Here is a 24,610-nt window from a genome sequence, read left to right on the forward strand (position 1 = left end):
CACAAAAATACGAACGCAAGTAATTGTAACTATGGACAAGACTCGTAAACACCTCATCTCTTTAGCAGTTTTCACTGCGATTAGCACTGTTGTTCCAACAGCAACTTTCGCACAATTACACCTCGAGATTGCAAAAGCCCCTGAACAAGCCCCTAAAATCGCGATTGTCCCCTTTACAAATGACAATGCGATCTATCCTATCGTAGAAAGCGATTTAAATCGTTCAGGTCGTTTTACCAGTGCATCTCAAAATTTACCAGCAACTGCAAGCCTGAATCAGGTTCAAGCAGCTGATTGGCAAAATGCGGGTGTACCTTACGTTGTCGTTGGGCAAATGAAAGCGGTTGATGCAAATACCTTTGAAATTCATTACCAGCTTTATGATATACAAAAACAAAAATATCTACTGAATGAGGTACTCACTGTACCAAGCTCACGTATACGCCAAGCTGGTCATATGATCAGTGATACGATTTATCAAGCGTTAACGGGTATTGCGGGTGACTTTAGCGGTCGTATTGCCTATGTATTACGTAATCAGGCAACGCCAGCCCAACGTTATACTTTGCAAATTGCTGATACTGATGGCGAACAGCCTAAAACTGTCCTGTCTTCACGCGATCCTATTCTTTCTCCAGCCTGGACACCAGATGCCAAGAAAATTGCATATGTGTCATTTGAGACCAAGCGTCCTGCGATTTATCTGCAAGACTTAGCCACAGGCCAACGTGAAGTTTTAGCCAGCTTCCGTGGATTAAATGGCGCACCAAGCTTCTCACCAGATGGTAAATCAATGCTATTTACCGCATCGATGAATGGTAATCCTGAAATTTATCAAATGGATTTAAGTACGCGTCAAGTACAGCGTATGACCAATGATACTGCGATTGATACTGAAGCACGCTATGCACCCGATGGTAAATCATTCATTTTTACCTCAGACCGCGGTGGCTCACCACAGATTTATCGCTACAGCTTTGATGATAGTTCAGTTAAACGCTTAACCTTCAAAGGTGCTTTCAATGCACGCGGTACGCTAAGTGCCGATGGTAAAAAAATTGCTTTGGTTCATCGCCCAAGCGGTAGTAACTATAAAGTCGCAATTCAAGATATCAATACTGGCATTACCAACATTCTTACACCAACTAGTTTAGACGAATCGCCAAGCTTCTCACCAAATGGACAAATGGTGGTTTATGCAACGCGTGAAGGTAGTCGCGGTTTGCTATCCGTCATGTCTACTGACGGCCGTTTCCGCATGAATTTGCCAAGTGAGCAAGGTGAAGTTCGTGAACCAGCTTGGGCACCAAAATAAATTTAGTTTATTGGAGAATCAAATGAACATTAAATATCTAACGCTTCCACTTATTGCTGCAACGCTTGTATTTACAGGCTGTGCAAGTCGTAAACCGGCTGCTGAAATTACCACAGGTACCAATCCAAATGGTTCATCAACAGTCAGTACCGAGGGTTTAAGCGAAGATGCAGCACTCAATGCACAAAACTTGGCTGGCGCATCTTCAAAAGGTGTAACTGCTGCAAACAAAGCATTCTTGGCAAAACGCGTTGTTCACTTTAACTATGACAGCAGCGATTTATCAAATGAAGACTATCAAACACTTCAAGCACATGCTCAGTTCTTGGTTGCCAATGCCAACTCTCGTGTTGCTCTTACAGGTCATACGGATGAACGTGGTACACGTGAATACAACATGGCGCTTGGCGAACGTCGCGCAAAAGCGGTTGAAAGCTTTTTGATTACCAACGGTGTAAACCCACAGCAACTTGAAGCAGTCAGCTACGGTAAAGAATCACCTGTTAACGCAGGCCATGATGAAGCTGCATGGAAAGAAAACCGCCGTGTAGAAATCAACTATGAAGCCGTTCCACCACTATTAAAATAATCGTGGTTACGCTTTAAATAAAAATGCTCACTTAAGGTGAGCATTTTTATTTATTGATCAAGACGAAGACTGAGTATCCGGCTTGCTTTGCATCGACTCAATCAAATCGTGCTTGTTAAACTTTTTATATTCAGGCTTGGCCTCATACTGTTTCCATGCATCCTTCACATTTTCTTTGGAAATCGTATCTAAGCTAATGGGCTCACTTGGCGTGGGCGTTGCCTCAAAATTCTTGGTTGTCATATTTAACCTCCAAACATCCTGTTTAGTATCTATGCAACATAGCATGTAATGGCGTACTTGTAATCATAAAAGCAACATAAATAAAGTAAGATAATTTTTATTTTTGCACGATCTCATCTAGAATAGCCACATTCTTTTTTATCAATTTTGACACGGCTAAATCGGAGCTATTCAATATGTCAAACCTTACTTTGACCCAATATCTAGAACAACAAAATGGGAATTTGACTCCAGAGTTGGCACAAGTCATCGAAACAATTGCTGCAACTTGCCAAACTATTGATCAAGCCCTACAAAAAGGTGCTTTAGCAGGTATTTTAGGCAGTGCTGGCAATGAAAATGTTCAAGGTGAAACACAAAAGAAATTAGACGTTATTTCAAATGACTACCTGATTGATGCATTAAAAGTACATCCTCAAGTAGGCGGTTTAGCTTCCGAAGAATTAGATGATTTCACCCCTGCTCAGGAAAATGGTAAATATCTGGTTTTATTTGATCCACTCGATGGTTCAAGCAATATCGACATTAACATGTGTGTCGGTACAATTTTCTCTATTCTTCCTGCAAAGAATGCAGTGACTCAATCTGCTGACTTTATGCAAGCTGGTACAGAACAAGTTGCTGCTGGTTATGTACTGTATGGCCCATCGACCATGCTCGTGCTTACTGTGGGTTCTGGTGTGGTGTTCTTTACTTTTGATCCGACCACAAAGAACTTCCTGTTAACAACAGAACAAGTGCAAGTTACAGCAGATACGCAAGAATTTGCAATTAATTCATCTAATCAACGTCACTGGGAAAATCCGGTAAAACGTTATATTGATGAGCTGTTAGCAGGTAAAACCTCTGTCCGTGAAAAAGACTTCAACATGCGCTGGGTGGCATGCATGGTTGGTGATATCCACCGTATCTTATGCCGTGGTGGTATTTTCCTTTATCCTTACGACTTAAAAGACCCGAAGAAAGCAGGTCGTTTACGTTTAATGTATGAAGCAAACCCAATGAGCATGCTGATTGAACAAGCAGGTGGTGCTTCTACAACAGGTCGTGTTCGTATCATGGAAATCCAACCAACTGAATTACACCAACGTGTTCCAGTAATTATTGGCTCTAAAAATGAAGTCGAACGCGTAACAAGCTATCACTAATTACTTTTATAATCAGGGTATTATAAATTTATAATACCCTTTCGGATGTTATTTTATGGCGGTTATTTTCCTAGAATCAAAAGACAATGCAAAAATCAAACATTTGCGTGGGCTGATCGAGCTCAACAGTGCTCGAAAAAAACATCAGCAAACCGTTCTAGAAGGTACACATCTGTGCTTGGCGTGGTTACAGCAACAGAAAAAAATCTTTTCTTTATTTACCACTGAACAAGCCTTAGAACATCCAGATTTACAAGAAGTGATCGAACTCCACCAAGGTCACATCTTCGTTATCAGTGAAGTCCTATATAAGGATTTAAGCACCTTGGGTACCACCCTGCCATGTCTAGCGATTGTCGACCTACCCAAAACTGCTGCCACTATTGATTTTAAGGCCGACACTTTAATTCTAGAAAATGTTCAAGATCCTGGAAATGTAGGTACACTCCTCCGCTCTGCTGCCGCTGCAAACATCAAGCAGGTGATTTGCACACAAGGTTCAGCTGCACTATGGTCTCCACGTGTGCTTCGAGCAGGTATGGGGGCTCATTTTAGTCTTCAATGTTTTGAAAACTTTCAGCTCACGGATATTTTACCAAAATTTCAAATACCTGTGTTTGTCACCAGTTCACATCGTTCAACCAGCCTATATAGCAAGGATTTAACCCAAGCCTGTGTCTGGATTTTAGGTAACGAAGGTCAAGGTGCGAGTGATTATGCGCTAGCACATGCTCAAGCTGTGACAATCCCTCAACCGGGTGGGCAAGAGTCCCTCAATGTTGCGATTGCAGGCTCTGTGTGTTTTTTTGAAATGGTTCGTCAACGTCAGTAAAACGTTAAATTATTTTAACTACGAGTTTTTTACTGAGAAAATCAATTACACTACTAAAAATAATTGCTTAAGTTGTCAACGCGCTCACCATTTTCAACGTTATATGATTAATGAATTGGAATTAATGGTGGGTATCCATGACAGGATTTTCCATCTCTATGGATTTAGCACCGAAAAAGGCTCGAATTGAAAACAGTGCTGATCGTAGTACTGTTGAACAACGCCTGCGTTTTTTCATGCAGGACGTTACAGGTCGTGCCTTGGTTATGATGGAAAGTGCAACACAGGGGCAACAAGGCATTGCCATGGATTTAGTGCAAGAAGCATTTATTTCATTACATAAATCATATGCCGACAAAAGTACCGATGAATGGTATCCCTTGTTCTATACCATATTGAACAATAAGCTCCAAGACTGGCGACGAAAGGAAGCTCGTCGAGCAAGTCCTTTTTCTTTATTTAAAAAAATTAGTTTAGATGATGATGAAGAAATCATTGATGTTGTAGATGAATCTACGCCTAATCCATTTGAATTTCTTGATCAGGAAGTCACGATGGAGGAAATTCAGGCAGCGATCAATCAGCTACCTGTTCGTCAACAACAGGCATTTATGCTCAGAGCGTGGGAAGGGTTCGACACAATGACCACAGCACAAATTATGGATTGCAGCGAAGGCAGCGTTAAAACGCATTACCACCGTGCAATTCAGGGACTTCGAATTGCTCTTGAGCATTTAAACCCACATACAGGAGGATCATCAGATGAAAAAAGATGAGTTCACGAACCATGTGACTTCCAGACTTGACCAACTTGCGAAAGAGCAGCATCACAACAAAATGCAAGTCATGAATCATGTTCTAGATACGATACAAAAGAAGCCAACTTCTTATTATAGTATCTGGAAAATGACAGGTTTTGCTGTTGCTGCTGCAATCATGGGAATTGTGGTTCTGCCAAGCTCTTTACAGCTTGCTGATCAACCACAAAATCAGGTTGTCGTAAATCCAAAGCTTTCGCCGCAAATGGTTGAAGATATGGAGATGTTATTGGTCTTAGGTGAGGATAAGGTTCCACATGGCAGCTAAAAAATTAGCACTTGTTGTGTGTACGCTCGGGTTACTACAAACCAGTTTTGCAGGTTCTGAACGCTTTTGGGTATTTTCTAAACCCAATAAAGCCACAACAGAAGAAGCATGGGATGATCTATCGCCTGAAGAGCAACGTGTTTTAATTAAACGTTACCAAACCTTGAAAGAAGTTCCTAATAGCCAGAGTTCTCAACTACAGCAAAGGATGGAATGGTTCACGCAACTGCCAGAAGATGAAAAACAAAAAATGCGTGATGTCTGGCAAAAGATGAGCACACAGGAACGCAATACATTACGTAAGCGCATGTTAAATGCCAGTACCGAAGAACGGATAAATATTAGAGAAGAATATCTCAGTAAATATTCTGAGCACTGAGTTTATAGTGTATAGAAATAACAATAGCGCCTAAATGGCGCTATTATTATATTTCGGGTTATTTACTTTTAAAGCGGCGATAAGCCAATAACCCCAACAACCCCAATACTGAATAAAAACTAAAACTCCCCCCCCCACTGTTACTGGCAGAACGTGTATCGTCTGTTGTGGTTGCCGTGCTAATGGTTCGCACTGTCGCCACATTGGAGGATACGCCATCAGCATCGTAAACTTGGTAGTTAAATGAGAAGTTAAATGGATTAAATGCATTAACTTCTTGAACATAAATATTACCACCATAGCAGGTTTCTTTTTCATCTGGCGCAGGGCAAGCACCTTGGCGATCTGCCGTAATACCTAGATCTTTGGTTGGCACATTGGTTAAACGAATTGGTAATTCGATACCTTCGGCATTCTTCCAAAACTGAGGTTTATTCGGATTCTTTTCTGGCCCAGATCCACCCTCGCCTGTATCGCCATTGTCATTTGCAAAATTTAATAAGTTTAAGCTTAACTTTTGCTTTTCTTTATATTTGAAAGTTAAGGATGTATTTGTTGCAACTGGTGCAATATTTACAAATGCTGCTCGGATTAAACCAGATGAACTCACTTGTGGACTAGTTCCTGGTTTAGAGGTAATCGTATATTTACAGAAAATCTTGTCACCAGCTTGAGTAACCCTGTCATCTTTTCGATAAAAAATAATTTGCTGTAAATCTTTATTCCAAGTACACACCAAATTTTCTATATCACTTTTATCTATATCAGTAACCGTATCATTGATTTGTCCTTTACCTAAAGGTTCTGTCGTTACATCATATAAATCTGGGCTAAAGAACTGTAATTTATAACTGCCATCAGCTTGCTGTACATCTTGTGGTAAAGGTAGTTGATAATTTCTTAAATCAATGTAAATTGCACGATAATGTAAATTAGCTTTGGTGTATTGCAATAATTTTTGATATTGATCCAAACGAGATTTGTAATACGTTAAAAAATCAGGATTATTTGGATTTTTCACCAAATTATCGAAAAAGTCATATTGTGTTTGATAACTTGTAATCAAGCTGCTAATCGATGTATTGGTTAGATCCTGTAAATCACCTGCTGTAAACTTCATTAGTTCAACCGAACCAATATCACAGCGGTTGCTTGCTTTAGGGTCATAATATAAAGTGCCGTCGGTGATACGGGCTAAACCACGCTGGTCCGTCAAACTACAATTGACTCCATCAACATCTAATAAGCCAACTAATTTTGTATTCCCCTTATCATCGCTAGGCACGCTTGTCGCATTTTTTTTAGGGTAATACATTGGTAAGAATGCCGTATCAGCTGAAGCTTTTTGTAAAGGGCTCAATAAGGTATTAAAATCAATCGCACTTACATTCAAATTGGTTTTATTGTCTTTAAGCGACGCTTTTGGCACATCACACACATTATTTACTACAGAACTAGAACCATCCTGCTTTAGCGCAAGTGCATTGTAAGCAATTCCAAGACCTACCCCTTCTTGATCAGCGACATTTCCAAATAAATATCGACAGGCATATGTATTGCTATCACCATTATAAGCAAGAACATTGAACTGTAATAATTTAGCACCAATTTTATCATAGAGAAGCGTCGTAAAAGCTTGATTTTCTACGATTGTATTACTCGTCAAGCTTAAAATACTGTTTTTACTTAAAATACTAGACTTATTATCTTCTACAGTTCCAGCTTTGGTATCACCAGTGAATTTAAGTAGATTTCCTGTTGAATTGTTTACAATATTTTTTGCAATGGTATTGGTCGTTAAAGTTGCTGTAGATTCCCCACAAAACTCAATCATACTACTTGAATTGGGTGAACCATTATTAATAAAACTGTTGGAGGTTAAGTTGATGGTCCGCTTTGCATATGTAATATCATTAAAGCAACTCATCGACAGTACACTGCCTTTCTCCGCACGGTTACCCTGAATCACACTCTTATTCAATGTTAATGTCGTTGAAGGACCAGCTAAAAAAATAGCTCCACCTTCTTTTGCCTCAGAATCAAGGATTTGTGTACTTTGTAATGCAACATCAGCACCTGCATATATTGCACCACCAAAATCAGCCGAACGTCCACCTGTTAAAATCAAATTGGTTAGGCTTAAACCCTTGGCACCAAGTGTCGTGTTAAAAATACGTGAATTTTCTGCTTTGATTGTTGTTTGCAATGGGATTTGAGCTGGATATTGATTAACAACATCATTTAGCAGGACATTTTTTCCTTCCCAATTTACAGGACTTGCCCCTAGAATTGAAACGCTCACATTTGGCGTCAATTCCTTTTTCAGGGTATATACCCCTTTTTCCAGCTGAATAACTTTTTGCGTACTTGGTAAGGTATCTGTTACAACACAACCACCATAAGAGACACGCGTCTCGGCAGTTTTTATTGCCTCACGTAATGAGCAAGCATTTGGATTTTCGCCATCCTCATCCACAAATGTAGTTACCTTAATGGGCGTGCTGCTGGTGGCAGCTAACAACGGCATAGTTGCCAAAACCATAGTTGCTAATATTGTTTTTCTATAATATTTCATCTCATCACATCCCTGATTATGATTTTAAGCGGCGCAATCCTATTAAACCGAATAATGCCAAGATCGCTCCTAGACCAAAACTTCCTACATTTACGGTTTTACTTTTAAAAGTGTTTGGTGGGTCTTGTACAATTGTTGCTGGAATATCAATAAAATAGTTTGATACATCATTAAAACGAGTCGTTGTCGTCATAACACGTAAGTTAAATTTATCTGCACCATGCCAATCACTATCAGGCACGTAAGTTACATTACCATCCTGATCAAGAGTTAGCTTTCCTTTAGATGGCGTTTGGGTTTGAACCACTTGCAAACAACCAACTTGCCAAGGCTGGCCATCAGGACTTTTACCTAATTGAGCCTCGCATGTGGCTGGATCTAACAATTCACCATCTAACAAACTCTCTGCAATACTGAATTTCGCAATTTGTCCATATAAAATATCTTGACCAACGATTGGAATCTCCCCCCGGTTAACAACCAGTTCAATTGCGCCTAAGTCACACAACTCATTAAAGCCCGTACGGCTTTTCCCACGCTGGTCAGTTGCTTCACAACTCGCTAAACTAAAGGTCGTACCATCACTATAAATGCGTCCTTTATTGACAATGAGCGAATCCGATAACTGCTTATAAGAAGTGAGTAAACGTGGTTTAAAGAAACCCAGCATTTGATCTTTTGGCGTCGAGTATGGACATAATAATCCTTTTGCTGGAGGAGCAGCACAAATCCCTTCATCATTTGTACCGCCAGCAATTAATGTTTGCTCAGGATCATTCTGATTCCACATAAAATTGGGTAATCGTTCACCCGCATTACGGTCGCACTCTGATGTCGTTAAATTACTTTGAACAATCGTGGTATCGTCTGAGGTAGTACCACAATTACTATTTCCATTTGCAACTAAAACACTATTCGACACATAAGAGCTTGGGTACTCTTTGACTGTTTCTTTTTTCACTCCATTGACATCTTCTTCTGTCGTTACTTTAAAATTTAAAGATTGTAAATACAGCCCCGCAGCATTCTTAATAATCGTATTATTATTAAGGATCATGCCTTCACGAATATTCGCTACATAACCGCCTTTATTATGGAAAATAGTGCTACTGCGAATACCGGAAGATCTTACGGCAAGTGCCCCAGCTATCGTGTCATTATTGAAGCCCGTTTGAACAAATAATAAAGCACCATTTGGCCCTGCTACACCTTCATTGTCACGTATGACCGATTGTGTAATCAGATACATTGGCATTTCGCTATAAATGACTGCCCCCTGATCTGCTTTATTATTCTGAAAAATACTATTATTAATAAAAACATAGCCTGCAGTGTTCTTCGCGTCCGATGAAACCCCAGCATTATAAATTGCACCACCACGGTTTGCAGAACCACCTGTCAGGCGAGAATACTGAATCGATAGACTTTCACGATTAAGAATTAGCCCGCCGTCATTCAGCTTATTTGCAGCACCTTGTAAATTTAATTCAATCAAATTAACTGCAAGTAATGCACTTTCAACATTATTATCATCAATGACAAAAAGACGATCATTTCCCGCCATTTTAAGCGTCGCATTGTTCAATCCTTTTTTATTATCATTAAAACCATCACTCACTACAGTACGAATTGTCATCGCGGCTTTGATATTTAATGCCGAGTTAAGTTGATAGGTTTGATCGCGTTGTAAAACAATTGTATTGCTTGCATCCTTGTTACCACATCCGTGATAACCATTTTCAAATTCTTTTTGGCTTCTTTTATTTAAAAACTCGACAGCTTCTCGTAATGAACAAACGGCGTCATCTTTGTCTTCATCAACTAATGTTGTGACTTGAATATCCGCAGAATATGCATATCCAGTAACGGTAAATAAAGCACAGGCAAGCATCCGTTTGAGCATACCAATCTCCTTCTATTTTTCATTTTTTTTCGTCTTGCAAACTAGCTGTTTACAACCACATTCCTTTGTGCGTACTTTGTCATAGCTCTCAAAATTACTCAAGAAATTTTATACTATTGGCGATATTCATCAATCAATGCATAAATTTGCTTAAGTGTTGTATTTGATAGTTTAGTTTTCTCGCCTTTGAGCATTTTTTCAAGCTGAGCCAATCTCTGTAATAAAATCGAAGCCTGATGCGGCCCATTGCTCAATAAATAGTCAACAATTTGCTGGTCAAAATGAATACCTCGGCGCGTCATGACCGAGTGCAACAGGGCTTGTCGATCACTATAAGAACTGCCATTAGGTACTTTAACACTCACAGCTTGGGTCAGCCTTGACTGTAAGTCAGGTAATTCTAATTTTAATTCAATAGGCGCCACACGAGAGGAAAAAACCAACTGCCCCTCATGATTATTCATCAAATGAAATACAGCTTTCTGCCAATGTGGAACACCACTGATCGCATCAATATCATCCAAAGCGACCAAATCATAAAATTCTAATGAAGTAATGGCTTCAATAGGTGCATCTAATAATTCTAGTAATGAGACTTTAATTGCTGGGCGACCGAGCTCCAGATAAGAATCACAAATCGCAGAAAGTAAGTGACTCTTGCCAGTACCTGCCCCGCCATAAACATAAAAGCGGCTGACTAATCCGGCATGTAACTGTCTAACTGCGTCAACCACAGGCCCCCAACCCGGCCCCGAAAAATCACTGATTCGGGCATCGAGTTGTGGTTCTATATCCAGTTGGAGTTGACGCATATCCTTAATTTTTTCCTCAATTACTTTAAGTCATTCGTGTTTGAAGTCTCTGTATCTTGAGAGTTTTTAATTTGAATATCAAGCTCTACATGATCTGTTTCAACATTTATATGCTTGGTTTGCCCTTCTGCCAGCACAACTTCAGTTGGCAGACCATATAAACGACTTTTTTCATAATGGTCGCGTGCATGTTTTAGCAGTACCACAATAACTGCTGCAACAGGTAAAGCGATTAACATGCCAAGGAATCCACCTAGTTGTGCCCCTGCAAGTACAGCAAAAACAACTGCAACTGGCGACAAACCAATTTTATCACCCAGTAAAAATGGCTGAAGAATATAACCTTCGACCATTTGGCCAATCATGAAGACAACACCCACTAGCAGCAATTGTGTCCAGTCAAGTCCAAACTGGAACAGTGTTGCAATGATAGCTGCAATAATTCCGACACCAAATCCTAAATAAGGAATAATACTGGCTAGACCAGCAATCATGCCAATAATCAAGCCAACTTCTAAACCAATAAATTGTAAACCAACAGCATAAACAATTCCCAATAAAAGCATGACAAGGAATTGTCCTTTGACAAAAGCACCTAGAACACTATGGCACTCACGAACAATGGTTAAGGTAGAGGCTTCATAAGGACGTGGTATCAAACGTCTAAAGCTTTGTAACATACGATCCCAATCCAGTAAGAAATAGAAAGAAATAATTGGAATCAGTACAACCACACCACCAATCTGGATGAAATTCAGTCCAGACTGAGCAACCCTTAACGCCATCGTTTGGATACTATCCGCACTGTAATTGGTTTGAATATAATCCATCAAGGCCTTGGTAATTTGATCAGTATCAATTTCCATTGGAACCACATTAAAGGTATGTGATACCCACGGCAAGAAAGTTGCATTCACCCAGTGAATACCAGCAGGAATGCTATCTCGAGCATACATCAACTGTTTCCAAATCAATGGCACCAAGAACCATAAAACCATGGTCAAAGTAACACCAATACCTATAAAAACGATGCTGATAGCCAACCAACGTGGAAGTTTAATTTTTACAAGAACATCGACTAAAGGACTAAATAGGTAAGCAATAAAAAAAGCACCAACAAAAGGGATCACAATGGGCTTTAATAAATAGAGAACCCAAAGGAATAATGCGAGCCCAGCGAGGATAAAGATACGACGCAGTACCTGATCTTGCATAAAATCTAGCCTTTTTTCGTGTAATCGTTATAAATGAAAAAAAAATTTAATTAAAGATAGCATTTTCGAGCATAAATAACATAAGAGTTTCGTATATTCAGGTTATAATCTGCCGCCACTGCGGAGACTTCACTATGAGCAACTCAACTTCTACCCCAAATACTGGTTTAAGCTATAAAGATGCGGGCGTCGACATTGAAGCGGGCGACGCACTGGTCGATCGTATCAAATCTGTCGCTAAACGTACCACTCGTCCTGAAGTAATGGGCGGCCTCGGTGGTTTTGGCGCGCTATGTAAAATCCCTAAAGGTTATGAAGAACCTGTATTGGTTTCAGGAACAGATGGCGTAGGTACAAAATTACGTCTGGCGCTGAACCTCAACCGTCACGACACCATTGGTCAAGATCTCGTTGCAATGTGTGTAAACGACTTACTTGTTTGTGGTGCTGAACCATTATTCTTTCTCGACTACTATGCAACGGGTCATTTGAATGTTGATGTTGCAGCAGATGTAGTGACAGGTATCGGTAAAGGTTGTGAACTTGCTGGTTGTGCATTGGTTGGTGGTGAAACTGCTGAAATGCCTGGCATGTATGAAGGTGAAGATTACGACCTTGCTGGTTTTGCTGTGGGTGTGGTTGAACACAGTAAAATTATTGATGGAACTAAAGTGAAGTCTGGTGATGTACTTCTTGGTGTGGCATCAAGTGGTGCACATTCAAATGGTTATTCTTTACTACGTAAAATTTTAGATGTTAAGAATGTCGACTTAACTCAAATCGTAGATGGTCGCCCACTTGCTGACGTTGCAATGGAACCAACGCGTATTTATGTTAAACCGGTGCTCGAACTATGCAAACAAGTTGATGTACATGCTATGGCACACATCACTGGTGGTGGTTTACCAGGTAACTTACCGCGTGTTCTTCCAAATGGTGCGCAAGCTGTGATTGACGAATCAAGCTGGGAATGGTCTGAATTATTCCAGTTGTTACAACGTGAAGGTAACGTAGAGCGCTTTGAAATGTACCGTACATTTAACTGTGGCGTGGGTATGGTGATTGCAGTTGATGCCAGCGAAGCTGACAAAGCAATTGAGGTATTGAATGCTCAAGGCGAAAAAGCATGGAAAATTGGTTATATCCAAGAAAATGCTGCATCAGTTGAAGGTGCTGACGAAAAAATTCGCGTGATCTTTGCATAATGAGAATTGCGGTCCTTGTCTCTGGCAACGGTAGCAACTTACAGGCCCTGATAGATGCAAATCTGTCAGGGCAAATCATTGGTGTGCTCTCAAACAAAGCCGATGCATACGCATTACAACGTGCTGAGAACGCCAATATTGCGACCGCTGTGATTTCACATAAAGACTATCCAAGTCGAGAAAGTTTCGATGAAGCCATGCACCAGCAGCTATTAGCATGGCAAGTAGATTTAGTTATTCTTGCAGGTTTCATGCGGATTTTAACGCCAAGCTTTGTGAACAATTGGCAAGGCAAAATGTTAAACATCCACCCTTCTCTGTTGCCTGTTTATAAAGGCATCAATACTCATCAGCGCGTATTGAATACAGGCGACCGTTTGCATGGCTGTACCGTTCATTTTGTCACGGCTGAACTAGATGCTGGCCAAAGTATTGCCCAATCCGCGATTCAAGTCAGTGTGCATGATAACGTAGAAAGTCTGGCACACCGTGTACACGAACTTGAGCATTTTATTTATCCTCAAGTGGCCGAATGGCTCTGTAACGGCCAGCTTAGCTGGAAAAACGGGCAAGCCTATTTCAATCGAAAACCTCTAGAACGCCCCATTCAGTTTACCCAGTTTTAAAAATAAAAACGCATCCTCGGATGCGTTTTTTCTTTATATCTTTCAATAATTTATATTATCAATTTACAATCTTGTTGCACTGAAATTCTATTTTTATTTTTCCAAAATAATTTTAAATAAATTTGTAAATACTGAGCTTAAATGCTCATAATTTACCCAATACAGAATTTGAGCAAATCCCATGCGCCTTCACTATTTGAAAAAAGGTAACTTGTACTTGCATATTCAGACTGACTTGTTTGAGCAATACGAGGATTACTCAGATATAAGTGGAATGTTTAATCAGCAGTACATTTTTTCTGAAAAGAAGGAAGGTGCTATGGAGTTTCAAACAAAGGTAGCAGCAGAACGTTATTTGTTTTTGAATAAGAGAAAACTCAAAGGCTTCATAGTTGTTCGGGAATAAAAAAGAGCCCCTAGTTATAGGGGCTTATCTCTCCTGCACACATTGAAGGCATATAGATATGCTCACATTAGTTTTTATTGAATGTGCAGTGCAACCCGGTAATAGAATTAGAATGCAGACGCTAAACAGCAAAGAACTGATAGATCGGCTGCATCTGTGAATTACTTTTTTAAGAATAGGTCACGCTCGGCTGCACGACGACGAGTAAGGCCATTCAAAACTTTACCCTTAGCTTTGTTCCATCTTGGGAATTGGTCAGCAGCGCCAACATAATCTTTGGCATTCAGCTTTTTAAGAAGTGTGGATGATGCAAAGTTGCCTGAACCGATGTTATAGACAAACGACACAAGTGCATCAAATTGATTCTGAGAAAGTGGCACTTTCACCAGGTTATTCACAGAGGTTTCAAAGCGCTTTAGATCGTGTGCAAAGTACGACTTGGCTTGGTCTAAGGTACAAGTGTCGCCTTTCTTAACTTTCACACCATTTGGGTAAACAGTGGTTCCAATGCCAATAGTCCAAACTCCCACCCCATCATCATAAGCGTTAAGGCGTGTTCCTTCGAAACTGGCAATAAGATCAAGTCCTACATTACTTGTTGTTTTGCTCATCACCCACCCCACTTATTAACATTTTTCTTCAAGTACTCTTCAATGAACGTACTTCCCAAGATGCCGAGTGCACATGCGATGGCCACCAAAGCAATCGGGCTTAATGTTGGGAACTGAATTAATACGACACCAGCAATTGATGAAGTTGCTGAACCTAGAATTGTCCGCCCAACAATCAAACGCACTGATAGCGGATCGCTTGAAACTAAGAGTCTGCTCATTCCGATAAGCCCTCCAACAATAAATAATGTGAGTAATGTCTTCTCATGGTCTTGCATTCACTTTTCTCCAGATAATAAAAAACGCCCAAATTGGGCGTTTACATAACTTTTTATATTCAACTAACTACACCAAAACCCTTCCATGTACCCACTGCTGAACCGGCACCATCTACTGTACAAACGTACCCGATTGGCTGACCACTTGATGGTGCCGTGTTGTCGACAATGTCCCCTTGTACATCTCCAAAGAATCTAGGAGTAGTTGGCGCAGCCAAGGCATCAAATGATCGATGCATATTCCATTTTTTTGAAACACCAGCTTTTTTCCAGAAGTACTGTCCATCAGTAATTTGGATTTTCCCTGAAACTTTTATTGATTGCGCATTGATAGGTTTGGATCCATCTATTTCACTAAGTACATAGTTGTAAATAGCGGTATCTGATGAATTAGGCTCATCACCGTAATACGGAATAATCCACTTATCTGAAGTAAGGACATATTCAGAATTAATAGGCGACACTCCGATATTAAAACTGATGGCCTCGTACAAACAATTCTTCAATGTGTCATCACAAACAACTAGTTTAATTTGCCCAGCCGCCCATGCAGCATCAATATTTTGATACCAGAGTAGAGAGTTAACATTTGGTCGTGATGCATCAAAAATATGACCACAACTAACAAATGTGTCTTCAAAATAATATTCAGCAAAATTATTTCTGTAATTTAAATGTCGTCCACTACTGAAACCTACATAAGTATTCCCCTTTGAAACAACTTTATTGAATTTACCACCCTGAAAAACAGCATTATCAGAATGATTGAATGAGCTCCAGTCACTACCTTTTGCTTGTTGATATACAGTATTATTCGTCAAATTAACTTCAATGTAATTACCAGTATCTGGTGTTACACCTGCAAAACTAAATTCACTATGACCAAAAGCCACATTAGGGCGATTATCGTAAGGTTTTTGAGACCTTAACCATGCTGTATTGCTGTAGACATCGGAAATTAAATCAGTCCCTGTGGAGCCGTCAAATTCAACAACTTGAGAGCAGTTTTTGAAAATATTGTCATGAATCTTCACATTTCTGGACTTTTGCCCAAAGTATGCTGCTCTCACAACACCTACGGCATAACCTACTGTTGTATTCGCATAGACGTTTGCATCAATACCATGCACCTCAATTGCTGTACCAAGCTCTGGTAATCGATCACCGGTCACATTAAAGGTGTTAGAAGCAATCTCATAATCGAGTCCATACTGTCTAGCCACACCATCCCATGTATCTTTAAGGAATTGATAGCGACCTGCAGCAGTTGTGTATTTCACTTGCCCGTCAGTTTGTGTAAATGGCTTTTTTACGTTTGGGTGCCAAGAAAGGTCATCTATTCGTTGATTGCCAAAGAGAGTGTTATAGCCATATTTCACACCCTCTGTGGCTGCAATCAAATCAAGCATTTTTCTTGCATTTGGATTATTCATTAATTGCATTAGCTGTTGTGATGTAGCCATAACTTTTCCTCGGGCAATAAAAAACCGACCATTTTTAGGCCGGCTTTAGGTTTTAATCGCTGAAATAATTTCTGGAAGTTTCCAGATTAATATTGGTATGGAAATTATGAAAGATGACTTAAATATATCCCACCAATAATATTTTTCTTTCATCGAATGACCTCAATCAATTTTGCAGTTGCATTAAGAATGTTTGAAAACTGCCATATCAAAATGCCTAGTAAGACAGATCCTGTTACCTTCCAGTAGCCATGTTCTTTCATAATTACCTCTACTTTTTGCAGAATTACTGCTATAATTTCAGGCATAGATTGTATTTCTCCTTAATCTTGCTCCGGTTAAGTTGTAAAAAAACCCCGATGCGTCAACATCGGGGTTTTGTTTTGGTATTAAGAAAGCACCCTAGGGTGCTTTAATTAAATCAATTAATTCTATATTTCTGTTTAAGCTTTTGATTTATGAAATTGGTATCAAAGATATTTTGAGATGGATCAGCTTCTGCATTAATGCAGCGCGCATCTAAGGTTGTTTTTGCTCTATGCACACTTTGCAATCCACCACCATAAGTTGTGGTGGTTGCATTGGCTGTGGCGTAATTACCATAGGCATATACATTTGCATTAGTAGAGGTTGTGCGTGGCAAATCAACATAAGAAGTATTCACTGTATCTTTACCATTTAAAACCTGAAAGCTTTTACATCCTCTTGATAGCATTAAGTCTGATGCTCTTAATAAAGCAAACTCATTCACTTTTTCTCTAGATGTAACACCGTTGCCACGGAAAGTTATACGGTAATATCCTGGAGATAACTCGGTATCTTCAAAACCGCCAGTTAACCCATTACTTTGATAACTTGTAGCACAAGCTGATAATAAAATTATTGGTATTAAACTAAAAAACTTCATTATAAATCCCCCACCTTGATGAGGGATTTATAGCATATTTAACGACCAAACAGAATGTTATTTAACTTAGCTTTATCTGCATTTGATTGCACACCTTGTGTCGCTTTTTGCTGTGGTCTCGATACACCGTAGTTGTCATAAATACTATTCATATTCTGATTAAGAGCTGAAATAGTATTTTGCTGAACTGCTGCAAGTCGCTGAAGAACTTGAAGGGCTGCTGCATTATCTCGTGGTGGGTTTGCAGCAATGACTTGTGCAGCACGTTGTGCGTCACCTTCTGTCTGTGTGCCTTTGGCCATCATTAAAACATCATTAACAGCCTGATTAAGTGCAGTCTGGAAGTTTTCAACTCCGCGGCTATTTTCATCAGACAAACCGACAAGGTTTTTAGCTTTTGCGCCTAACTGATTTGCTGCACTCAAATTCAACTTACCACTTTGTACATCAGAAATAAGACTATTAATCTTTTGAGCATTTTGTGTTGCAGTTGAAAGATTAGTATTGATCTCATTAACCGATTTTAATGCTTGATCACTGATTTGAGGTTTGCCACTACCCTTTTGGTTTTCAAAAATATAATTGCCCTTTTCATCTTTGATGTACTTTGAGTCACCATTTGATAAAATTGCATATTTTCGCCCATTGACGTCAACTCCAAAACTAACAGGTTTATTTTTCTCAAAATAATCTTGTTGTGATTTAAAATTGAAATCCTGTTGGAATTGCTTTTCTTTCTGGTTGCGATCCTTATTTGCAGTTTCTGCTGTGATATCTTGCCCACGCATTGTTGCATTGGTTGTGCGGATATTGTTAGCTTCAGATGCAGCATTATCTGCTTCATTGTTTTTAGTTTGAAAAAGATATGGCGCAAGCTCTTTATTCAACAAACCACTATTCAATCCATACTGCTTAACTTCTTCAGGTTTCATCACACTTAAAATGCTGGCGTTGTGATCGTAATCCTCAGGTGAAATCATTCCTGTTCTTTTCATAGCATCTAGTGCCAATAAAACTTGTCCTTTATCTCCATTTAATGCTCCTTGCTGGAATGCTCCTTGAATAGCGCCATATTTCTTTTGGGAGTTATCTAAAGTAAATCCACCTGCTTGAGCATTGTTTTTAGTAGCTTCACTGTTAGTTTTGCCAATTTCTGCTTGAGCCTTTAAAAGGTCTATTGCATTTTTTTGCGCTGTTTGTTGATTGGCTTTTAAAACTCTATTCAAATAAGGTGAGAAAATAGAATTATTGGCAAAGGCTTGCTGTTCTTGTGGAGTAGCTAGCTGGCTCATCTCTTGAGCTTTGCGACCAAGCACCAATTGCCCAAGAGCACCTGTTAGCCCTGCAAGTTTATTGCCTATTTCATTTTGCTGTGCTTGCTGTTGTAGTGTTGCATTCGTAATGATGCTTGGATCAATAGCCATAACAATTCCTTAAATAAACATGCCTGCTACAGCAGTACCAATACCCAGTAAGTTGTTAAAGTTATTTGCTGTTTTATTGCCGGCAGCAATTGTTCCAGCTGCTTGAGCATTTGCACCAGCCATTGTGTTGTTTGCGATGGCTTGCCCTGTTTGCATACCAGCATTACCAACACCAGCAGCAGCACTTTGCCCTAAACCAACAAGATTAGATAACCGGTTATATTGGTTAGTTTGGTCTGCGTTATATCTGTTGTAAGCATTCTGATATTCTTGACTAGCAAAGTTTTGGGCATAGTCATTAAGTGCTTTCTGTGTTGCGCCACTTAGCAACCCACCTTGTGCAGCCGCACCACTTTGCACAGCATCTAAGCCTTGATTTAAGCGGAACTTATAACTTGGGTCGTTATAAATATCTTGGCCGTATGCTTGCATGAATTGCCCATTCTGGCCCATTCCACCCATAAGCTGTTTGAGTGCATCATAGCCAGCTTGCATATAGGGTTGCTGATCTTTACGCACTTCATCAAACATTTGCTTTTGTTGGTCAGTAGCGTATTTAGTAGCCTCATACTGCTGGTTGCTAGCTTCCTGGGCGGCTTTTGCCTGCTTGTTTGAACCAGTGATTGATCCTAATGCATTACCAATAAATGACATGGCTCACCTCATAATTTTAAACATAATTGTTTCAATTGGCTCAAATCCTTTTCTGCACCAGACCTGCTCACGATCTACTGCTTTTAGATTTGCTAATGTCCAGAAAGACGCCAATCTTTTTATGTACTGCTCAGAAAATTCAATAAGTTTATTTGAGTAATTTCGATACTTTGGATCTACAAAAATTGCATCTGTATGCGCTTGAAATAACCCTTTATGTCGAAGCATTGGCGTAATGAAAATCCAATGGAAACCTACTGGCATTCCATTTGAACGCATAACTAGACAATGAAAGCGGTCCGCTTCTTCAACTGCTTGATATAGGTCAAGATCAAAATCTAATTGCAAACCTGTAAATTTAGCTTCTTCTAAGTCAAATACCTGTTGGCAAAGCGGCATAATCTGGTCAATGCATTCAATCCACTTTTCACGCCTTACCGTGATCATGTGACCTGTTCCATTACAGAAATATAAGCATTCAAGCCTTCACCATTGATATAGAGCTTGTCGCCAGCTTTAAGCACATGGTTAATGATTTCAGGATTTAAATAGCTGCTGGTTGCTGGAATGTTTTTCTGAGCAACTTGATGTTGTGCACCCAGCGTTGCACCACTTGGAACAACTGAAACTTTGAGTGTGATAGGTGCAGCTGATTTGTTATAAAACGTTGAAGCTCGTACTTGCGCCACTGTGCTTGCTGGCACTGTATAAGCAAGGAAATCACCAGCTGGTAGAGTTTGGGGTATAACTGCTTGTGTGTAGTTAATTAGTGCCATTTATAATTACCTGCATATCATTAGTGATCTGTACAGTTGGCAAGGGATAAAGCTTGTCATCACAACAGATGTTTGTTGTTGGAAAGATATTGTCTGACTCAAAATAAAAAACCGATGCAGTTGGCATCGGTTGAATATCTTCGCTTTGAGCAGTTGGACTTATAGGAAAGTTCCGCTGTAAATCATCAATATCAGAAAGTATTCCATTAGATACTGTCACAGCGGGTAACTGACTTGAAAGTTGAAGAAGTTGACCAGTATCAATTTCCTCACCTTTACTCGCATTTTGACTAAGGGCATAGAAAAACATATACCACGCTTGATCCATAACCCCATTGTTAAACATTTGAGTCGCTGGAATTTCAATGGCAGTGCTTAGTTTCATTTCTATCTCACCCTAGCCTTTGCGCCTAAAATAATTAATCTACTTGAATCAGTTAAACGCAGTCGGAAAACCCTATTAAATGCTTGCCCTAATCGTCTAAATATCAATCTTTTGTTCCATTCCCCAACTTTCCCAAGTGTCTCTTGACGATCAAAAGACCATGTCTGTCCATGATCATCTGACCAGTCAAGCATAACAATAGGCTCTCGATTTGATTTCTGCCCAGCTTGTATAAGAACTTCTAGCTCATCGAATATTAGACGTTGTGCTTGAGGATTAATAACTGGGGTAATGCGCTCTCGCATAATTAATCGACCATTGTCTGTTTCAGCATCAAGACTTAACTCATAAATGATCCCATTCGTATGATCACCAACGTAATGCTTACCTTTATAAAAACAGTGTACTTGAGACCTATGTCTTTCATGCTGAGCATCTAAATTGTAATAACTTCGCTCATGCCACATTCCAGTTGAGCCATCAAAACACCACGTTTTATTTGCTTTTGGAAAAGACAATACATAAAAAGAATGACCTTCTTGCTGATAAGAATAAGCTATAGCATCATCAAGACGATCATATCCTGCAAATTCTTGTTCCATAGCATGGTTGGAAATTCGCTTAACTTGATAACCTTCTGTCATCACAACTTGCCCTTGTCCAACATCTGTCTGGGAAAGCCAAATCAAACCTGTTCCAAACTGAGCTAAAGAGTTCTTTGCAATACAACCGCAGTTAATATATGCACCAGAAACCCGGAGAAAAGGTTGATCAGTATTACCTGTGCTATGCCAGATCTCTGTTGTTCTTTCGCCTATTAGCCACAACTGTCCATTTTGAGTAAATATTCGTACCAACTTGTCAGAGTTCGCTTCTGCTGTAGCATAGCCAAGTGCTGAGAATTCTGTATTCAATAATCCAGACCACTGGACCTGATCAGACTCTGGATTTAATACAATGAAACGTGAATCTAGAAAAGTTACATCTTCAGCACCTAAGAAACCACCACCAGTTAAAATTTTTAGCTCTTTTGATGCAATGTTAAAAGTATAAGTATATGGATTACTTACGATAAGAATATCTAACCGATTATTAGCAAAGTAGGAAATCCCATTCCCTTGAATATCACTAATTAACTCTGCAGTTTGATTAATCAAGTATAGTTTTGAACCTGCAATTGCAAGAAGTCCTATGCTAGTTGGGAAAAGCCCACGGATTGGTCCAGATAGCTCATATTTAGCAATTAAACCGGGGGTTGGTAGTAATGCAGAAACCTGTGGAGCATTACCACTTTCAACAACTTGTGGGTAAAGATTTAATGTTCTTTGGCAGTCGACTGCCCAGTCTTTCAAATGATAAGACTGACCAACGAAAGGAACATCAATAATAGTCGCCATAACAGTACTGAACTCCTACACCAACAGGTAAATCGTTTTTTACATACAAGGGCGTTACATTGCTGTTCTTTAGCATATTGAATGCTTCAGTCTGTTTTAGTTGCAAGGTTGGAAGTGGCTCAACACCAAACATTGGGCAGATTTCAACCGCAAGTGTGAGCTTTAATGCTCGCTCGTATACTGGCGGAATGTTTAACTCATCATGAGGTTTTAGTTCAAAAGGCATAGTAAATGCTTTGAAGCATAGAAGACCTTTTCCACTAAATTCCCACAGTTGCCCTAATACCTTGTATGTAACTTGAGGATAGTCAGCGCTGATGTTTAAATCTCGAACTATCTCAACAGGCCGATTGTCTAGCGTCCCCATTTGGGGAATACGTGATATTGCTGCTAATAGGTCCGGACTATCTAATGGATCTGGTGAAACTCTAAAGATCCCATTGAGATTCAGGGTTAAATCTTCTACCTTGTAAACTAGAAGATTATCTGTTGCCCACTGCGCCAATAGGTCTTTTAGAGCATCAATTCCGTCTGCAAGATCCTGTGCCGAAGCATTTTCACCTGTAGCTAAAATGCCCGCACGTTTCATTGCTCCGGTCACAATCTCACTGACGTTCATAGATTATTCCTGCTCAGATTTTAGGACGAGTTGAACAAGTTCAGGCTTTGAGTCACGGGCACCAAATGTCTGAACCGTACCGGGTTTGTCGGAGACTCAATATTCTGAGAGACTATTCCGATGAAAAAACCAAACTATACCCCCGAAATTAGAGAAAGAGCGGTTCAATTACTAATTGAATCTGAAAAAGATTATCCATCGAATTGGGCAGCAGTTTCCGCAATTGCTCCTAAAATTGGCTGTACTCCTGAAACACTTCGTGTTTGGTATCAAAAATACTTAGATCAACAAAATCCCGCCAAAGTACAACAGGTATCTGACCAAGAAAAAATGAAGCAAATGGAACGTGAAATTAAAGAATTAAAACGTGCCAATGAAATTCTACGTAAAGCAGCCGCTTTTTTCGCCCAGGCGGAGCTCGACCGCCCACACAAATAATGGTGGATTTTATCCATAACAATAAGGCGTTATATGGTGTTGAAGCGATTTGTAGAATTTTACCGATTGCAGCTTCGACCTATTATCGGGCTTTAGATTTCGTTGATAACCCAGAACATCGAGCGAAACGTGCTCTGCATGATTTACATCATGCAGAGCAAATCAAACGTATTTGGAAAGAAAGTTCAGGTCGATATGGTGTACGTAAAGTTTGGCAAAAATTGAAACGTGAGGGTTATGTTATTGCACGTTGTACAGTTGCTCGATTGATGCAAAAGCTAGGTATACAAGGTGTTTGGCGTGGTAAGAATAAACAAACCACCCGTAGCCGAGATGATCAAAAACGAGCAGATGATTTAGTGAAACGGAATTTTAGTGCTGATCGACCTGACCAATTATGGGTCAGTGACTTTACGTATATTCAAACACATTCAGGCTGGGTCTATACCGCCTTTATTATTGATGTGTTCTCACGAGCAATTGTTGGATGGAAAGTATCTACACGGATGAATACAGATATGGTGCTCGATGCATTGGAGCAAGCATTGCACGATCGAGGCATGCCAAAGAATGTGATTCATCATTCCGATAGAGGTGTTCAATATCTTTCTATTCGCTATACCAATCGTTTAGATGCTGCAAATTTACGAGCATCAGTCGGTACGACAGGTGATTCATACGATAATGCTCTGGCTGAAACGGTGAATGGCTTATACAAAACAGAGGTGATTGAATATTTAAAAGCAGATTGGCAAGGTTTAGCAGATGTACAACTTGCGACACTAAACTGGGTAGATTGGTTCAATAAAAAGCGTGTACACAGTGCACTGGGTTATGTATCGCCTTTTGAGTTTGAAGCAATGTACTATGATAAGATTAACCCGTTAGGTCAGGTGGCCTAACTTAAATAAAAAAGTCTCCGACAAACCCGGTACGGTTCAGTCACACCACGCTCATTCAGGATTGCCTTGAGTTCATCTGCTGATTGGCCTTCTAACTCTTTTGTGCGAAGTTGGCGGTGCAATTCGATATTTTCGGCTGAACCTTTTTTGATTACTTTCTCAAGCTCTGTAATTTTGGTAAGAGCCTCATTTCGCTCATTCAGGATTGCTTCATATTCTTCTAATGAAACTAATTCTTTATCGCTGCGTGATGCGTCTTTAATAGTATTTGTTTCTTGGATGGGTTCACCAAGCTCTGAATGCTCGATCCAGCCTTGTTCTTTTAGTTGTTCTTCGTGCTCGCCTGTTTCTGCTAGAGCATAATCAAAATTAACTTTATCGCCCTTATAGAGCATCTTTGGATAATTCATTTTTTACTCCAAA

General features: G+C 39.7%; 29 protein-coding genes and 1 other annotated feature. Of the genes, 11 read left to right on the plus strand and 18 right to left on the minus strand.

The window, feature by feature from the left end:
* Positions 1-31: 31 nt before the first annotated feature.
* Positions 32-1,315 carry a Tol-Pal system beta propeller repeat protein TolB gene (gene tolB, locus NQU59_RS16000; RefSeq protein WP_257064047.1) on the plus strand — a complete coding sequence of 428 codons (1,284 nt, stop codon included), beginning with the start codon at positions 32-34 and terminating at the stop codon, positions 1,313-1,315.
* A 22-nt stretch (positions 1,316-1,337) separates the two neighbouring features.
* Positions 1,338-1,904, plus strand: a complete 567-nt coding sequence (gene pal / locus NQU59_RS16005) for a peptidoglycan-associated lipoprotein Pal (protein WP_005242702.1) — start codon at positions 1,338-1,340, stop codon at positions 1,902-1,904.
* A gap of 57 nt (positions 1,905-1,961) precedes the next feature.
* On the opposite strand, the gene NQU59_RS16010 is transcribed toward pal, so the two are convergent.
* The gene (locus NQU59_RS16010; protein ID WP_005242703.1) at positions 1,962-2,147 is read right to left on the minus strand and encodes an NF038105 family protein; all 186 of its coding nucleotides are present in this window, start codon (positions 2,145-2,147) and stop codon (positions 1,962-1,964) included.
* Between the two features lie 176 nt (positions 2,148-2,323).
* Here NQU59_RS16010 and NQU59_RS16015 point away from each other — a divergent pair, with 176 nt between their 5' ends.
* The 5 genes from NQU59_RS16015 (at position 2,324) to NQU59_RS16035 (ending at position 5,592) form a co-directional block, all read left to right on the plus strand.
* A complete protein-coding gene (locus NQU59_RS16015; RefSeq protein ID WP_005242704.1) occupies positions 2,324-3,295 on the plus strand; it encodes a class 1 fructose-bisphosphatase in 972 nt (323 codons plus the stop codon).
* Between the two features lie 55 nt (positions 3,296-3,350).
* Positions 3,351-4,127: a TrmH family RNA methyltransferase gene (locus NQU59_RS16020; RefSeq protein ID WP_257064048.1), complete on the plus strand. Its 777-nt coding sequence runs from the start codon at positions 3,351-3,353 to the stop codon at positions 4,125-4,127.
* Positions 4,128-4,285: 158 nt separating this feature from the next.
* Complete coding sequence (locus NQU59_RS16025) at positions 4,286-4,903, plus strand: RNA polymerase sigma factor (RefSeq protein WP_257066332.1); 618 nt, start codon at positions 4,286-4,288, stop codon at positions 4,901-4,903.
* Positions 4,890-5,213, plus strand: a complete 324-nt coding sequence (locus tag NQU59_RS16030) for a hypothetical protein (protein ID WP_043972698.1) — start codon at positions 4,890-4,892, stop codon at positions 5,211-5,213. Before NQU59_RS16025 ends, NQU59_RS16030 begins: the two co-directional genes overlap by 14 nt.
* Positions 5,203-5,592 carry a DUF3106 domain-containing protein gene (locus NQU59_RS16035; protein ID WP_005242716.1) on the plus strand — a complete coding sequence of 130 codons (390 nt, stop codon included), beginning with the start codon at positions 5,203-5,205 and terminating at the stop codon, positions 5,590-5,592. Before NQU59_RS16030 ends, NQU59_RS16035 begins: the two co-directional genes overlap by 11 nt.
* Before the next feature lie 58 nt (positions 5,593-5,650).
* Here NQU59_RS16035 and NQU59_RS16040 read toward each other — a convergent pair whose 3' ends face one another.
* The 4 genes from NQU59_RS16040 to cxpE form a co-directional block, all read right to left on the minus strand.
* Complete coding sequence (locus NQU59_RS16040; RefSeq protein ID WP_257064050.1) at positions 5,651-8,167, minus strand: CSLREA domain-containing protein; 2,517 nt, start codon at positions 8,165-8,167, stop codon at positions 5,651-5,653.
* Positions 8,168-8,183: 16 nt separating this feature from the next.
* Positions 8,184-10,070 (minus strand): rhombotarget A, encoded by a 1,887-nt coding sequence (gene rbtA / locus NQU59_RS16045; protein ID WP_257064051.1) that lies wholly within the window; start codon positions 10,068-10,070, stop codon positions 8,184-8,186.
* A 113-nt stretch (positions 10,071-10,183) separates the two neighbouring features.
* Positions 10,184-10,882, minus strand: coding sequence for a DnaA ATPase domain-containing protein (locus tag NQU59_RS16050; RefSeq protein WP_005242723.1), 699 nt, complete (start codon positions 10,880-10,882; stop codon positions 10,184-10,186).
* A 20-nt stretch (positions 10,883-10,902) separates the two neighbouring features.
* The gene (gene cxpE / locus NQU59_RS16055; RefSeq protein WP_005242724.1) at positions 10,903-12,096 is read right to left on the minus strand and encodes a chloramphenicol efflux transporter CxpE; all 1,194 of its coding nucleotides are present in this window, start codon (positions 12,094-12,096) and stop codon (positions 10,903-10,905) included.
* A gap of 134 nt (positions 12,097-12,230) precedes the next feature.
* Between cxpE and purM the strand changes: the two genes are divergently transcribed.
* From purM to NQU59_RS16070, 3 genes are all read left to right on the plus strand, one after another.
* Entirely contained in the window at positions 12,231-13,301 is a 1,071-nt protein-coding gene (purM, locus tag NQU59_RS16060; protein WP_005242726.1) for a phosphoribosylformylglycinamidine cyclo-ligase, read from the plus strand.
* Complete coding sequence (gene purN, locus NQU59_RS16065; protein ID WP_171057820.1) at positions 13,298-13,927, plus strand: phosphoribosylglycinamide formyltransferase; 630 nt, start codon at positions 13,298-13,300, stop codon at positions 13,925-13,927. The genes purM and purN overlap by 4 nt, the downstream gene beginning before the upstream one ends.
* A 181-nt stretch (positions 13,928-14,108) precedes the next feature.
* Positions 14,109-14,333, plus strand: coding sequence for a hypothetical protein (locus tag NQU59_RS16070; RefSeq protein WP_257064053.1), 225 nt, complete (start codon positions 14,109-14,111; stop codon positions 14,331-14,333).
* 161 nt (positions 14,334-14,494) lie between these two features.
* Here NQU59_RS16070 and NQU59_RS16075 read toward each other — a convergent pair whose 3' ends face one another.
* The 12 genes from NQU59_RS16075 to NQU59_RS16130 form a co-directional block, all read right to left on the minus strand.
* Positions 14,495-14,944: a lysozyme gene (locus NQU59_RS16075; RefSeq protein WP_257064054.1), complete on the minus strand. Its 450-nt coding sequence runs from the start codon at positions 14,942-14,944 to the stop codon at positions 14,495-14,497.
* Positions 14,944-15,222 carry a holin gene (locus NQU59_RS16080; protein WP_065342414.1) on the minus strand — a complete coding sequence of 93 codons (279 nt, stop codon included), beginning with the start codon at positions 15,220-15,222 and terminating at the stop codon, positions 14,944-14,946. Before NQU59_RS16080 ends, NQU59_RS16075 begins: the two co-directional genes overlap by 1 nt.
* Before the next feature lie 59 nt (positions 15,223-15,281).
* A complete protein-coding gene (locus tag NQU59_RS16085) occupies positions 15,282-16,685 on the minus strand; it encodes a hypothetical protein (protein ID WP_257064055.1) in 1,404 nt (467 codons plus the stop codon).
* A gap of 149 nt (positions 16,686-16,834) precedes the next feature.
* On the minus strand, positions 16,835-16,993 hold the full coding sequence (locus NQU59_RS16090; RefSeq protein WP_004888418.1) for a hypothetical protein: 159 nt from the start codon (positions 16,991-16,993) through the stop codon (positions 16,835-16,837).
* 113 nt (positions 16,994-17,106) lie between these two features.
* Positions 17,107-17,592 carry a CC0125/CC1285 family lipoprotein gene (locus NQU59_RS16095; protein WP_257064056.1) on the minus strand — a complete coding sequence of 162 codons (486 nt, stop codon included), beginning with the start codon at positions 17,590-17,592 and terminating at the stop codon, positions 17,107-17,109.
* 38 nt (positions 17,593-17,630) lie between these two features.
* Positions 17,631-19,016: a hypothetical protein gene (locus NQU59_RS16100; protein ID WP_257064057.1), complete on the minus strand. Its 1,386-nt coding sequence runs from the start codon at positions 19,014-19,016 to the stop codon at positions 17,631-17,633.
* Between the two features lie 9 nt (positions 19,017-19,025).
* Positions 19,026-19,670 carry a DNA transfer protein p32 gene (locus NQU59_RS16105; protein ID WP_257064058.1) on the minus strand — a complete coding sequence of 215 codons (645 nt, stop codon included), beginning with the start codon at positions 19,668-19,670 and terminating at the stop codon, positions 19,026-19,028.
* Positions 19,671-19,673: 3 nt separating this feature from the next.
* Positions 19,674-20,117 carry a GNAT family N-acetyltransferase gene (locus NQU59_RS16110; RefSeq protein WP_114166649.1) on the minus strand — a complete coding sequence of 148 codons (444 nt, stop codon included), beginning with the start codon at positions 20,115-20,117 and terminating at the stop codon, positions 19,674-19,676.
* Positions 20,114-20,446, minus strand: a complete 333-nt coding sequence (locus NQU59_RS16115; RefSeq protein ID WP_257064059.1) for a hypothetical protein — start codon at positions 20,444-20,446, stop codon at positions 20,114-20,116. The genes NQU59_RS16110 and NQU59_RS16115 overlap by 4 nt, the downstream gene beginning before the upstream one ends.
* A complete protein-coding gene (locus NQU59_RS16120) occupies positions 20,433-20,831 on the minus strand; it encodes a hypothetical protein (RefSeq protein WP_257064060.1) in 399 nt (132 codons plus the stop codon). The genes NQU59_RS16115 and NQU59_RS16120 overlap by 14 nt, the downstream gene beginning before the upstream one ends.
* A gap of 2 nt (positions 20,832-20,833) precedes the next feature.
* Complete coding sequence (locus NQU59_RS16125; RefSeq protein WP_257064061.1) at positions 20,834-22,228, minus strand: packaged DNA stabilization protein; 1,395 nt, start codon at positions 22,226-22,228, stop codon at positions 20,834-20,836.
* The gene (locus NQU59_RS16130; protein WP_130136036.1) at positions 22,212-22,847 is read right to left on the minus strand and encodes a hypothetical protein; all 636 of its coding nucleotides are present in this window, start codon (positions 22,845-22,847) and stop codon (positions 22,212-22,214) included. The genes NQU59_RS16125 and NQU59_RS16130 overlap by 17 nt, the downstream gene beginning before the upstream one ends.
* Before the next feature lie 120 nt (positions 22,848-22,967).
* Here NQU59_RS16130 and NQU59_RS16135 point away from each other — a divergent pair.
* Positions 22,968-24,187, plus strand: a protein-coding gene (locus NQU59_RS16135) for an IS3 family transposase (protein WP_107114716.1) whose coding sequence is annotated in 2 segments (ribosomal slippage) — positions 22,968-23,244 and positions 23,244-24,187 — 1,221 coding nt in all. Because the reading frame shifts where the segments join, the coding sequence is not laid out codon by codon here.
* Positions 23,243-23,359 (plus strand) — a sequence feature (AL1L pseudoknot). (Overlaps the previous gene by 117 nt.)
* On the opposite strand, the gene NQU59_RS16140 is transcribed toward NQU59_RS16135, so the two are convergent.
* A complete protein-coding gene (locus tag NQU59_RS16140; RefSeq protein ID WP_257064062.1) occupies positions 24,184-24,597 on the minus strand; it encodes a hypothetical protein in 414 nt (137 codons plus the stop codon). The genes NQU59_RS16135 and NQU59_RS16140 overlap by 4 nt on opposite strands.
* Positions 24,598-24,610: the final 13 nt, after the last annotated feature.

The organism is Acinetobacter colistiniresistens (assembly GCF_024582815.1).
Taxonomy (GTDB): domain Bacteria; phylum Pseudomonadota; class Gammaproteobacteria; order Pseudomonadales; family Moraxellaceae; genus Acinetobacter.